The following is a 12,910-nucleotide window of genomic DNA, read 5'->3' as shown; positions in this document are numbered from 1 at the left end:
TAGCGTAATGACCGTGAACGATGAGGACAAGGTCATTCAGGATTTTGTGGCCGAAGGGGCGCTTCTACTCGGTGGTGGCCGGGCCATTTTGATGCAACTGGCCCATCCCGACATCGCGCGAGCTATCGCCCGGCACTCGGCCTTTGACGAGCACCCCGAGCGGCGGCTAATTCATACCCTGTGCTATGTCTACGCGGTCTTGGCCGGTACCGCCGAACAACGCGCTTGGGTAATCGAGCGGGTAAATGCCGAACATCGGCCGGTTCGCGGCTCACGGAATGGTACGCAGGCGGCCTACTCGGCGCGTGACCCCCGCCTGCAATTGTGGGTGGCCGCCACGCTGTACGACTCGGCCCACAGGCTGGCCCAGCAGGTGCTGCCGCCTTTGAGTCCCGCCGCCGAAGAAAGCATCTATCGTTTCTACCATCGGCTGGGCTCGGCGCTGCAAATGCCCGAACAGAACTGGCCGGAGACCCGTAGCGCCTTTGAAGACTACCTGCGCGCCACCACACACTCCTTGCAGGTATCTGAGCAGGCACGGCACCTAGCCCAGCAGCTCTTCGCAGCCCAGCACGCTCCGTGGTGGATTCGTGCAGTAATGCCCACGGTGCGGGCCGTGACCATCGAAACTCTTCCACCGGCGTTGGCCCTTGGCTTCGGGTTGCGCAGTACGCGGGCGACCCGGCGGAGGGCGAGGGCCTGCCTTGCCGGCGCACGCTGGGCCACCAGGTGGCTACCGCGTAGGATCCGGAGGATCCCACTCTTTCTGTCATTGCGGTACTTGCACCGGACATTTAGGGAGGTCAACGTTGAGCGCTGAACAACACCCCACGGCCTACTGCGCCATCGCGGAACGCTACACCGAGCTCTTCGGGGATGCCGCACGGCTAGCCGCCGAGGATCGCCGACTGATTAGCTCCTGGGCGGCGGAATGCCACGGGCGGATCCTCGATGCCGGTTGCGGCCCAGGGCACTGGTCGGAATGGCTTGCCGCGCAGGGGCACCAAACTCTGGGAGTGGATGTCAGCGAGCGCTTTATTACTTCCGCGCGGCAGCGATACCCCGAGCTAGCCTTCGACCGCGCAGATCTGCGCCAGCTATCGTTCCCAGACGCTTCGTTTGGGGCCGCATTGGCCTGGTACTCCCTCATCCACGCAGACTCGGCCACCCTGGATCAAATGCTCAGGGAGCTTAATCGTTGTTTGAGCCCTGGTGGTTCTCTGCTGATGGGGTTCTTCGATGGGCCGGAGGGCGAGCCCTTCGACCATGCCGTCACCTTGGCCTACTACCACCGGGTCACAGATCTCACCGTGAGATTGGAGCGCGCCGGATTTCGCGTGGTGCGCAGCGAGACGCGTCAAGACCCGGGGGCGCGAGCCCACGCGGCACTGATCGCGCAGAAGGTAGACCTTCCGTATTAGGAGAATTGCCCTGCTGAAACTACTTCGGTCGGCTGGGGCCTTCAGTGGCTTTTTCCTGGCGAGACTCCGCAGGTAGAGGCTGCGCTACGGTGCGGCTCTTCGTCGCGAGCAACGCGCAGAGTACGACGGCGAGTCCGCCGACAAGTGTGCTCCAGCCGAGAACTTCATGTAATAGAAGTCCGGCCCAGAGCAGACTCAGTAGTGGTTGGATCAGCTGTACTTGGCTGACAGTGGCCATCGGGCCGATGCCAAGGCCTCGATACCACGCGAAGAATCCTAAGAACATGCTGACCGCGCCGAGATACCCGAAAGCTGACCACTGGGCTGGGGATGGTGCCGGGGGATGCGCGGCGACCGCGTATCCGGTTAGCAAGAGCGTGATCGGTAGTGAGAGCACCAGCGCCCAGGAAATGCATTGCCATGACCCCAGTTCGCGGGCCAACAGACCGCCTTCGGCATACGCGGTAGCGCAGAGAAAGACCGCTCCAAAGAGCATAAGGTCTGCGTAGTGGAAGGTGCCGAACCCGCCTGTGCGCAGGCTGGAGAGGATACCCGCAGTGATTGCCCCGGCCAGCGTGGCCGCCCAAAAGCTTGGCCTAGGCCGTTCGTGGCTCCGCAGCACGGCAACAACGGCCGTTACAGCTGGAAGTAGCGCAATCACGACGGCACCGTGGCTCGCCGGTACGGATTCAAGAGCGTAGGAGGTCAGTAGTGGAAAGCCCAAAACGGCTCCCGCGGCAACGATTCCCACGCGAAACCATTGTCGACCACGCGGCCGCGGTTGACCCGTGACCCAGAGCGTCAGGGCAGCAAGTACTCCAGCGATCACTGCACGGCCCGCGCCGACAAACAGCGCCGACATGCCATCGTCAGCCACCGCGACTCGGGTCATCGGCACGGTCAAGGAGAAGGCAAGCACTCCGAGTAGCCCCCAGCGAATCCCGGTCGCGGGGCTGGGTAGCGGGTGGCGAGAAAAGAGGATAGCGCTATTCTTATCTTTCATGAACAATAGTAGCAGTGAGCGTATCGTCGAGGCATTACGCCAGTGGATTGCCCAAGCCCCGGACCGCGCGCAGCTACCATCCACGCGAGAACTGGTTGCGCAGTTTGAAGCTAGCCCGGTTACGGTGCAAAAAGCTCTGCGTCTCTTGAACGCTCAAGGGCTCATCGAGTCACGTCCCGGGGTGGGAACGTTCGTGCGCGCCGCTGGTACCACCGTACCGCCCGATTATGGGTGGCAGAGCGCTGCTCTGGGGCCGGCGGCACCAAGATTTGGCTTGACTTCCGCGCTAAGGCCCATACCCGACGGTGTCATTGCCTTGCATTCTGGGTATCCGGAGCCCGAATTGCTGCCGCAGCGCTTGATACGGGCCGCTCTGGCCCGGTCCGCGCGCAGTGAGTCTGCGCTGACGCGGCCTTCGGCGGCGGGGTTGCCTGATCTGCAGGCGTGGTTCGCGGCCGAACTAGGTCGCGTGATGGCTCCGGGCGTGGCTCGCCCCTCCGCGCGGGACGTGGTGGTGCTCCCGGGGAGTCAGAGCGGATTGGGGGCGCTCTTTCGGAGCATTGTTGGAACTGGCCGCCCGCTCCTGATCGAGTCGCCCAGCTATTGGGGTGCAATTCTTTCCGCGCGACAAATTGGGGTGCAGATTGTGCCTATCCCCAGCGGACCACAGGGCCCAGACGTGCGGGAACTTGAGCGCGCCTTTGCGCGCACCGGCGCGCGCGCCTTCTATGCACAGCCAAATTACGCCAATCCGACCGGTGCGCAATGGAGCAAGGAACTCGGCGACCGCATTCTTGACGTTGTGCGCGAATACGGCGCTTTTCTGATCGAGGACGATTGGGCTCACGACTTCGGCATTAGCAACGAGCCGATGCCACTGGCCGTCCGTGACAACAGCGGACATGTGCTCTACCTGCGCTCATTGACCAAAAGTGTTTCGCCTGCGGTACGTGTTGCGGCGATGATTGTGCGAGGTCCGGCGCGTGAGCGCCTCCTGAACAACCTGCAGGCGCAGTCGATGTACGTCAGTGGAGTGCTTCAACAAACCGCTCTTGATGTAGTGACCCAGCCCGGGTGGACAACGCACTTGAAAGGGTTGCGGTCCGAATTGCAACACCGGCGAGATCAACTGATCGCGGCTGTGCAAGAATATGTGCCGCAGGCCCGGCTGACCCACGTACCGCGTGGCGGACTGAACCTCTGGCTACAGCTGCCCGAGCATACGGATCTGATGCGACTTGAACAAGATTGCTTAATTCAACAAGTGGCCATCGCTGGAGGCGACGAGTGGTTCCCTGCGGAGCCGGCCGGGTGCTACCTGCGGCTGAATTACTCTGGAACCGACCCCGCGGGATTCATACATGGTGCGCAGGTGATCGGCCAACAACTCAGTGCGCAGGGGCTGTAATACGGTGCCGCGCTAAGCTTCAAAGGGAAGCTCAGCGCGGCCCACAGAATGTGCTCGAGTATGTCGGCGGAGGACCGAGGAGACTACCCTTGTCGGCCCTTCATCCGCGGATTCTGTTTGTTGATGACATAGATCTTGCCGCGGCGGCGCACCACCTGAGCGCCGGGCTGATTTTTCAGTGAGCGGATCGACTTGCGAACTTTCATGAGTTTTCCTCCATTGTGTGTGGCGTTAAACCGGTTGATAAATCGGCTAGCTCGGCATCGTTGAGTTCACAGTGCCGCAAGAGCGCACTGACTTCCTCGGCCTCATGTTCGTCACTGGTCAGCACGAGCTGGGTGCATGCCGTCTCGGCACCCCAACTACCCGTGGATTGCATCCAGACGCGCGGGCCAACACCGCCGAGGGCAATACGTGATCCCGGCGAATTTCCCATCCAGAGCGTGCCGCGAATCCAAGCGCATGAGGAAGCAAGTTGCGGCAAGGCCTCGCGGAAGCGCTCAGGGTGTAACGGGCGCTCGGCCTGGAGTCGCAGGCAACGGTGTCCACCGGCTCCCGGAATCGTGGCCTGCGCGTTAAGTGCCGGTAGTTGGCCGGGCCGAGTGCGTTTCAGGGCGGAGGGCAGGTCAAAGTTTCCCAACGTGAGATCGTGGCCGACCTGAACGCGGACGGCATGCGGTGCGAGCAAGTCCACGAGATGGCGCCCGGTCATCCACTCGTGATGCTCAGCAGCGTCGTGTTCGAGCAAGGCGCTGTCCAGGCTGTGGGCGAGTACGAGCGTATCGGCCCAAGCGGCATCCTGTACTAGGAATTCTCCGGGACGTGACGGGTCGCTGTCGTCGACCCCAAAGCCCGCCTCGGATAGCAGTCGGGTGTCCCAGAGATGATCCTCGAAAGAGGCGGGATCGAGGCCGAGAATGGCCGACCGCACGCGAATATCCTTGGCTCGCAATTCGGCGCCGACATAGTGCTCCACAGTGGCCAAGGACCATCCGGTGGGGAGCGCAAGAATAAAGCGCGTGCCCTCGGTGCGTAGGCGTAAGAGTGTGGGCAGGATGTCATAGCGAAAGGCGCAGCCCTGACACCAGTGCTCGAAGGTACTTTCGGCGCGTTCGCCTGCTCCGCCCGGGCGTTGAATCTGGCGCAGTAAACGCGGCCCCTCGAGCGCATCGTAGGTCGCGACGGTCGCGTCGGGGTAGATGGCTCGCGCATGGGTCAGCGCTGCAGCGCGCGCCTGTTGTTCGAGAGCTGAAATCACTAGAAGTTCCATCGAGAGAACTCTAAATGAGAATCATTCGCATTAGCAAGTCTGGGTCACGGGTCGGCTTAACGAAACGGCCGCGTACCTCCGAAGGGAAGTACGCGGCCGCGCCGAGTCTATTGGATTAGTGGCCAGTGACCTGAGCAAAAGGCGGGGTCATTACCGAATCGGAGACGGCCACCGCCGGGTCATCGCCTAAGTGGATGATGGCATTGTCTTCATTGACGTGGACGACCGAGGGGGTGAAGGTCCGGGCCTCGGCATCCTCCATCTGGGCGTAGCTCATGAGAATCACGATGTCGCCGGGGTGCACCAGATGGGCGGCGGCTCCATTAATGCCAATCACGCCGCTACCGGGCTCGCCGGCAATTGTGTAGGTTTCAAGGCGGGCGCCATTGGTGACGTCAACAATCGAGACCAACTCGCCAGGCAGGATGTCAGCTGCTTCGAGCAGGGTGGAGTCAACGGTGACAGAGCCAACGTAGTGCAGATCGGCTTGGGTGACCGTGGCACGGTGGATCTTGGACTTGAACATGGTCCGCTGCATGGGGTGACCGTCCTGAGGGTATCTACGGGGTCTTACGCTCATCCAGTGTACGCCGGTCGCTAGGCGCAGTGGGCGTGTGGAGACGACGATAACAAAGCGCCGGCAGTGACAGCGGACAAGCAAAACCGCCGCAGCCCGAGTTTACCGGGCTGCGGCGGTTATGCCAGAAACGCAGAACTACTTAGCAGCGGCGTCCTTGATGGCGCGGGTAACTTCGCCGGAAGCGATCAGCTCGTAGGCCGCTTCCAGGTCGGCCGAGAGGAAACGGTCCGGGCCCGGGCCGGCAACCTTGCTGCGCAGCACCTCGAGGGCGGCGCCGGTGACCGGGCTTGGCTTCAACGGAGCGCGCAGATCCAGTGCGCGGCCCGATACCACCAGCTCGATGGCCAGAATGCGACGCAGGTTCGCCACGGCGGTGCGCAGCTTGCGGGCGGCGTGCCAGCCCAGCGACACGTGGTCTTCCTGCATGGCCGAAGACGGGATCGAATCGGCGCTGGCCGGCACGGCCAGACGCTTGTTTTCGGCCACCAGGCCGGCCTGAGTGTACTGAGCAATCATCATGCCCGAGTCCACGCCCGGATCGTCTGCCAAGAAGGCGTTCAGATCGCGGTTGCGGGCCGGGTCTAGCGCACGGTCGGTGCGGCGCTCGGCCAGCGAGCCGAGGTCGGCGACGGCGATGGCCAAGAAGTCCAACACGTACGCCACTGGGGCGCCGTGGAAGTTGCCGTTGGAGGTAACTTCGCCGCTTGGCAACACCACGGGGTTATCGATAGCGGCAGCTAGTTCGCGCGTAGCCACGGTGGTGGCGTGGGCGATGGTGTCGCGGACCGCGCCGGTGACCTGTGGGGAGCAGCGCAGCGAGTAGGCGTCCTGTACGCGGCCGTCGCCCTCACGGTGCGAGGCGACGATTTCGGATCCGGCCAGGGCCTTGAACATGTTCGCGGCGCTGGTCTTCTGGCCCGGGTGCGGGCGCAGCGGTTCGTGGAGCTCGGCACGGAACACCTGATCGGTGCCGAACTGCGACTCGACGCTCATGGCGCCGGTAACATCGGCCAGATCTGCCAGCTCGTTCAGGTCCGCCAGGGCCATGACCAGCATGCCCAGCATGCCGTCGGTGCCGTTGACCAGTGCGAGGCCCTCCTTTTCGCGCAGCTCCACCGGGGTGATGCCGGCTTCGGCGAGCAGTTCGGGAACCGGGCGCTGTACGCCGTCCTTGTCTACGGCTTCGCCTTCGCCCATGAGCACGAGGGCGCAGTGGGAGAGCGGGGCTAGGTCACCGGAGCAGCCCAGCGAACCGTACTCGCGGACCAGCGGGGTGATCCCGGCATTGAGTAGGTCGACCATGGTCTGCAGCACGACTGGGCGCACGCCGGCGCGGCCCGAGGCCAGAGTCTTGGCGCGCAGGAACATCAGGGCGCGAGCAACTTCGCGCTCCACCGGAGTGCCCATACCCGCGGCGTGAGAGCGGATCAACGAGCGCTGCAGTTTGGCCCGATCCTCGTGCGGGATGTGGCGGGTGGCCAGTGCGCCGAATCCTGTGGACACGCCGTAGACCGGGGTTTCCTGAGCGGCGAGGGCATCGATGTGGGCGCGGACCTCTGCGAGCTGTTCGATAACAGCCGGGGCGATGGTGATCTGCGCGTCGTGGCGGGCGACGTTGATGACGTCTTCGGCGGTGACGCCGGTGACATTCAAGGTCACGCCGGTGGTGGTAGCAGTCATGACAATCCTTTGGGTTAGGTCAGTTCGGTTCCTACCATCCATTGTTGGGTACGCGGGCGGGTTTACCTAGGGCCTCCACGAGCTGGTATCCGGGATTTCAGACAGCCCAGCTTTTGCTATTGAATGGCATTCATTTTGCTTGCTTGGCGCGTGAATAGTTTGAAAAGATTTAATGCAAAGGTCGCGAGCCCGCCGAATTGTGGGCCCAGATTTCGCGGATTTCTGTAACATCTCTCACTATTGATCAATTCTCTGTCGAAGTGGAATACCCTCGAGAAATGGGTCACGACGATGTGCCCCGATGACCGTTGTCCGCAAGGTTAACGGCGTAGCGCCACCACACAGAGGAAGACCACCCAAGGTGTCCACGGGAATAGTAACGAAAGATGTGCCGCAGACTGCGACACCAGAAAGCGCATGGAGAAAGCGCAAAGACGCATGGGAACACCTGGGCTATGTACTAGGGGAAATTATCCGTGAGTCGGAGGAAGCCGAAGTGTGCAAACTGCACCGCAGTGAGGTGCGTCGGCTTCTGGGCTTGCTTGAGAGCATGGAGTCTTACTGGGCCAATCCGGGTATCGAATACTTTCACGGAGTGCTTGACCTCATACGCGAGGAGCGATTCCCCGAGGCCCTAGAGAAGATCTATCAGGCCAACCAATCATTTCGTACGCAAACGCAGTACGTTGACCTAGAGGGTCACCATAATGGCAGTGAGCATGACGAGGAGCATCAGCACGGCTCGCACACGCCAAACGTCGAAATTCTCCTGGTCGACAACGGACCGGCAGATGAAATTGCGCGTTTCAAAGAAGAAATGCTGTCAATGCGTGTGCGGACCGATCCGTTCAACTACAACTTCGTTGTTGTGCCCAGCGCCGAAGATGCACTGGCCGCCGTGGTGATTAACCCCGGTATCCAAGCCGTGGTGATCACCGCGCGATTCGAACTTTCCACGCGCCGTAAGCTCAGCTCCAAGTTGCGGCAGTACATTGACCGTCGGACCAAGAGGCTTTTCTCCTCGGCGCGTCAGATCCAGCAGATCCTCGACCTCGAAGAGGCACTGGACGAAATTCGACCTGAGATTCCGGTGTACTTGATCGCCGGGGTGGCACTCGAATCGCTCGCACATGAAATCACCGGGCGGTTCAAGCGCATCTTCTCCCGCAACGATGGGCTAGATCTTCACCTATCGCTGATTGCCGAGATCATGGGGCGCTATGACACGCCGTTCTTCAAGGCGCTACAACGCTATGCCAAACGACCTGGCGGTGTCTTCCACGCCATGCCCATCTCTCGGGCCGGATCCGTGCAAAACTCGCCTTGGGCCCGCGACCTCGTCGACTTCTACGGCATGAATCTCCTGTTGGCCGAGACGTCGGCTACCTCCGGCGGCCTTGACTCCTTGCTCGATCCGCACGGGTCAATCAAGAAGGCCCATGAGCTGGCTGCCCGAGCCTTCGGGAGCCACCGCACCTACTTCGTCACCAACGGCACCTCCACGGCGAATAAGATCGTGCACCAGTCGATCATCGCGCCCGGTGACATCGTTTTGGTGGACCGGAACTGCCACAAATCGCACCACTATTCGTTGGTGCTGGCAGGGGCAAACGTCTCGTACCTAGAGGCCTACCCGCTCGATGAGCATTCCATGTATGGAGCCGTGTCGCTCCGCGAAATCAAGGGACGTCTGCTGGCGCTGCGTCGCGAAGGTTTGTTGCATAAGGTCAAGATGATTGCGTTGACCAACTGCACCTTTGACGGCATCGTCTATGACGCTCGCCGCGTGATGGAAGAGTGCCTGGCCATCAAGCCCGACCTGGTCTTCTTGTGGGATGAAGCGTGGTTTGCCTTCGCTGGATTCCACCCGATCTACCGGCAACGCACCGGTATGGCTTCGGCGGCGCGTATGGAGGCCGACTTCGAGACCGTACAGTACCGCGCCGCCTACCGTGATCAGACGCATCGGCTTCCGGCTCCCGGATCGGCGCAGAGTCCCGATAATGATCAGGCATGGCTCGACACCCGGTTGATTCCGGACCCGGACAAGGCGCGCCTGCGCGTCTACTCCACGCAGTCCACGCACAAAACCCTGACCTCGTTACGTCAGGGCTCGATGATTCACGTCTACGATCAAGACTTCGCCACGCGTAACGTTGCCGCGTTCCGCGAGGCCTACATGACGCACACCTCAACCTCGCCGAACTACCAAATTTTGGCGTCGCTGGACATCGGGCGTCGACAGGTCGAGCTCGAAGGTTATTCCTTGATCCAACGCCAGGTGGACTTGGCGCAATCAGTGGCTCGCGCAGTTAACCGTCATCAACTGCTCCGGAAGTACTTCCGTGTCTTGAACACCTTCGATTTGATTCCCCAAGAATTTCGTAGTGCGCGGGTTCCGGATCCGGTTCGGGACGGCTTGGGGACGTGGGATACGGTCTGGGCCGAAGACGAGTTCGTGGTTGACCCCAGCCGTCTGACCCTCGACATCAGTGCCACCGGTGTGGATGGGGATACGTTCAAACACACCTACCTGATGGACGGGCACGCAATCCAGGTCAACAAGACCAGCCGCACTTCCGTGCTGCTGATGACCAATATCGGTACTAATCGTTCCGCCGTGGCACACCTCATTGAGGTGCTCGTGAAGATCGCTGAAGAGCTTGACCACAAACGCCGACTAAACGGTGCCATGGCACCGATTGTTGACCCGGCGGCGGGCATTCCCATGCCGGACTTCAGCTACTTCTCCGAAGCATTTAGCGGGGGCGGTGGCAGTGGTGACATGCGCACGGCCTATTACTTGACCTACCAAGAGGGCTCGAGCCACTTCCTGTTCTCCAGACAGATCCGTGAACGCATTGCGGCAGGCGAAGAAGTGGTATCGGCGGCCTTCGTGACACCCTACCCGCCGGGATTCCCAGTGCTCGTGCCGGGCCAAGTTATTACCGCGGAGATCTTGGACTACATGGACGTGCTCGATACCCGCGAGATTCACGGCTATGACCGCCGTCGTGGATATCAGGTATTTACCCCTGCCGCGATTGCCAAGATTCTCGAGAAATAGTTCGTAAAGTCAAATGCTCGGCACGTTCCTAAATGGATGTGCCGAGCATTTGTTTTGCGTACATATTCGCGGTATTTGACGTCAGAAATTCAGATGAATATTGGCCAGGGCGTCGGTGCCGTATTGGTTTCCGTGCGCGGTGTCGCTAAATGTCTGCGGTGGTTGCGAAAAGCCAACCATATTTCCATCGCGGGATAGTTCAAGGGTCACTACTGTCCCGAGGGCAATGATGTTTCCATTGCCACGCACGCGAAGTGTGCCGATTTGCTCGGCTGCCAACTTCAGTCCATTGGCCTCGATCACGACCTCGGAGCAGTCGCCGGTGAGTTCGACGATTTTTCCGCTGGTTTCGCGAGGAATGACGGTAGGACCCTCGGAGCAGGTCACCTTGCGACCGTGTGTGGTGATCTGGGTGAAGGCAGCCTTTAGTCCATCACCGTCCATGGAAGGTGATGTATTATGGGCCGAAGTACTGGGCGTTGAGCCTTCGCCCTGCGGCGGCTCGGATGCCACCTCCGGCCCAGCGCAGGCAGATAGCCCTAGGAGAGGCAGGCTTAGCGCCAAGGAAGCGGTAAGGGATCGCATGGTGTTCGTCATCAGAATCCTTTCGGTTTCTTTGCCAATTACCCACCCTAGGCCGCATCCGTGGCAATGGCTAAACGCCGGCACATCGATAGCGGCACTGGCAAGGCTTAACCAGTTGAGGGTGGGTACCGGCGCCATTGCCGGTACCCACCCTCGGGTGGTGTCAGTGCTTACTGATCCATCATCGGAACGCGCACACCGCGCTCCTTGGCTACCTCGACCGCGCGGTCGTAGCCGGCATCCACGTGACGGATAACGCCCATGCCCGGGTCGTTGGTCAGCAGCGCCTCAAGCTTGGCCGCAGCCAACTCGGTACCGTCGGCCAGGGAGACCTGTCCGGCGTGGATGGAACGGCCGATGCCAACGCCGCCACCGTGGTGCAACGAAACCCATGACGCACCCGAGCTGGTTGCGGTCAATGCGTTGAGCAGCGGCCAGTCAGCGATGGCGTCCGAGCCATCCTTCATGGCTTCGGTCTCGCGGTACGGCGAAGCAACCGAACCCGAGTCCAAGTGGTCGCGGCCGATAACGATCGGAGCCGAGACCTTGCCCTCGGCGACCAACTTGTTGAACAGCAGACCGGCCTTGTGGCGCTCGCCGTAGCCCAACCAGCAGATACGTGCCGGCAGGCCTTCAAACTCCACGCGCTCGGCAGCCGCGTCCAACCAGCGGTGCAGGTGCTCGTTCTCCGGGAACAGTTCCTTCAGCGCCTCGTCGGTGACGCGGATGTCCTCGGGATCACCCGAAAGGGCAACCCAGCGGAATGGGCCAAGACCCTCGCAGAACAGCGGGCGGATGTAGGCAGGAACGAAGCCCGGGAATTCGAAGGCACGCTCGTAGCCGCCCTTGCGAGCCTCGTCGCGGATCGAGTTACCGTAGTCGAAGACTTCGGCGCCGGCATCCTGGAACTCGACCATTGCCTGAACCTGAGCGGCCATGGCAGCCTGGGCCTTCTTCGTGAAGCCCACCGGATCGGCCTTCGCCTCGGCATCCCACTGCTCCATGGTGTATTCCACCGGCAGGTAGGACAGCGGATCATGGGCGCTGGTCTGGTCGGTGACGATATCGATGGTGAACTCGCCGGCCTTGTGACGCTCGAGCAGTGCCGGGAAGACCTCGGCGGCGTTGCCGACATAGCCAACGGACAGGCCGCGGCCTTCGGCCTTGGCGGCCAGGACCTTCTCCAGGGCCTTGTCCAGATCCAGCTCCACCTCATCGAGGTAGCGCTTCTCGGCGCGGCGGCGTAGGCGCGACTCATTGACGTCCACGATCAGGCAAGCACCGTCGTTCAAGGTGACGGACAGTGGCTGGGCGCCGCCCATGCCACCGCAACCACCGGTGAGGGTCAGGGTGCCAGCCAGGGTGCCGTTGAAGCGCTTCTTGGCGACCGCTGCGAAGGTTTCATAGGTGCCCTGCAGAATGCCCTGGGTGCCGATGTAGATCCAGGAACCTGCGGTCATCTGGCCATACATCATCAGGCCTTCGGCCTCGAGCTTGCGGAAGTACTCCCAATTGGCCCAGTCGCCCACGAGGTTCGAGTTGGCGATCAGTACGCGCGGTGCCCACTTGTTGGTCTTGAAGACGCCGACCGGCTTGCCGGACTGAACCAACAAGGTCTCGTCTTCTTCGAGGTCCTTCAGGGTCTCAACGATGGCATCGAAAGCCTCCCAGTTACGGGCGGCCTTGCCGGTGCCACCGTAGACGACCAGCGATTCGGGGTGTTCGGCAACCTCGGGGTCGAGGTTGTTCATCAGCATGCGCAGCGGGGCCTCGGTGGCCCAGGACTTTGCGGTTAGTTCGGTGCCGCGTGGGGCGCGGACTACACGTGAGGTCGAGGTCGACATGTGTGGCTCCTTGGGTGGAATCAAGCAGTGTTTTGCGATTGATTTAATGATT

Annotated in this window: 11 protein-coding genes; 4 read left to right on the top strand and 7 right to left on the bottom strand. The window is 61.5% G+C overall.

Annotation, left to right across the window (positions count from 1 at the left end):
• Nucleotides 1–7 precede the first annotated feature (7 nt).
• On the top strand, nucleotides 8–820 hold the full coding sequence (locus ACJD00_RS13600) for an oxygenase MpaB family protein (RefSeq protein WP_418907449.1): 813 nt from the start codon (nucleotides 8–10) through the stop codon (nucleotides 818–820).
• Nucleotides 810–1,421, top strand: a complete 612-nt coding sequence (locus tag ACJD00_RS13595; protein ID WP_418907448.1) for a class I SAM-dependent methyltransferase — start codon at nucleotides 810–812, stop codon at nucleotides 1,419–1,421. The genes ACJD00_RS13600 and ACJD00_RS13595 overlap by 11 nt, the downstream gene beginning before the upstream one ends.
• A gap of 19 nt (nucleotides 1,422–1,440) precedes the next feature.
• On the opposite strand, the gene ACJD00_RS13590 is transcribed toward ACJD00_RS13595, so the two are convergent.
• The gene (locus tag ACJD00_RS13590) at nucleotides 1,441–2,424 is read right to left on the bottom strand and encodes a DMT family transporter (RefSeq protein ID WP_418907447.1); all 984 of its coding nucleotides are present in this window, start codon (nucleotides 2,422–2,424) and stop codon (nucleotides 1,441–1,443) included.
• Here ACJD00_RS13590 and ACJD00_RS13585 point away from each other — a divergent pair.
• Entirely contained in the window at nucleotides 2,423–3,832 is a 1,410-nt protein-coding gene (locus ACJD00_RS13585; protein WP_418907446.1) for a PLP-dependent aminotransferase family protein, read from the top strand. The two genes, ACJD00_RS13590 and ACJD00_RS13585, sit on opposite strands and share 2 nt — an antisense overlap.
• 83 nt (nucleotides 3,833–3,915) lie before the next feature.
• Here the strand turns inward: ACJD00_RS13585 and ykgO are convergent, their stop codons facing one another.
• From ykgO to hutH, 4 genes are all read right to left on the bottom strand, one after another.
• Nucleotides 3,916–4,038, bottom strand: a complete 123-nt coding sequence (gene ykgO, locus ACJD00_RS13580; protein ID WP_309409303.1) for a type B 50S ribosomal protein L36 — start codon at nucleotides 4,036–4,038, stop codon at nucleotides 3,916–3,918.
• Nucleotides 4,035–5,102 (bottom strand): GTP-binding protein, encoded by a 1,068-nt coding sequence (locus tag ACJD00_RS13575; protein ID WP_418907445.1) that lies wholly within the window; start codon nucleotides 5,100–5,102, stop codon nucleotides 4,035–4,037. Before ACJD00_RS13575 ends, ykgO begins: the two co-directional genes overlap by 4 nt.
• Nucleotides 5,103–5,217: 115 nt before the next feature.
• Nucleotides 5,218–5,640, bottom strand: a complete 423-nt coding sequence (panD, locus tag ACJD00_RS13570; RefSeq protein ID WP_309409301.1) for an aspartate 1-decarboxylase — start codon at nucleotides 5,638–5,640, stop codon at nucleotides 5,218–5,220.
• A gap of 177 nt (nucleotides 5,641–5,817) precedes the next feature.
• Nucleotides 5,818–7,362: a histidine ammonia-lyase gene (gene hutH / locus ACJD00_RS13565; RefSeq protein ID WP_418907444.1), complete on the bottom strand. Its 1,545-nt coding sequence runs from the start codon at nucleotides 7,360–7,362 to the stop codon at nucleotides 5,818–5,820.
• A gap of 496 nt (nucleotides 7,363–7,858) precedes the next feature.
• On the opposite strand from hutH, the gene ACJD00_RS13560 reads away from it, so the two are divergent.
• Nucleotides 7,859–10,429, top strand: a complete 2,571-nt coding sequence (locus ACJD00_RS13560) for an aminotransferase class I/II-fold pyridoxal phosphate-dependent enzyme (protein WP_418907443.1) — start codon at nucleotides 7,859–7,861, stop codon at nucleotides 10,427–10,429.
• A gap of 81 nt (nucleotides 10,430–10,510) precedes the next feature.
• On the opposite strand, the gene ACJD00_RS13555 is transcribed toward ACJD00_RS13560, so the two are convergent.
• On the bottom strand, nucleotides 10,511–10,873 hold the full coding sequence (locus ACJD00_RS13555; RefSeq protein WP_418907442.1) for a hypothetical protein: 363 nt from the start codon (nucleotides 10,871–10,873) through the stop codon (nucleotides 10,511–10,513).
• 311 nt (nucleotides 10,874–11,184) lie between these two features.
• Nucleotides 11,185–12,858, bottom strand: a complete 1,674-nt coding sequence (hutU, locus tag ACJD00_RS13550) for a urocanate hydratase (protein ID WP_309409294.1) — start codon at nucleotides 12,856–12,858, stop codon at nucleotides 11,185–11,187.
• Nucleotides 12,859–12,910 lie beyond the last annotated feature (52 nt).

The sequence above is a fragment of the Glutamicibacter endophyticus genome (assembly GCF_048457885.1).
Classification (GTDB): domain Bacteria; phylum Actinomycetota; class Actinomycetes; order Actinomycetales; family Micrococcaceae; genus Glutamicibacter; species Glutamicibacter endophyticus.
The sequence above is the reverse complement of the archived record's forward strand: the minus strand, read 5'-3'. Positions and strand labels throughout refer to the sequence as shown.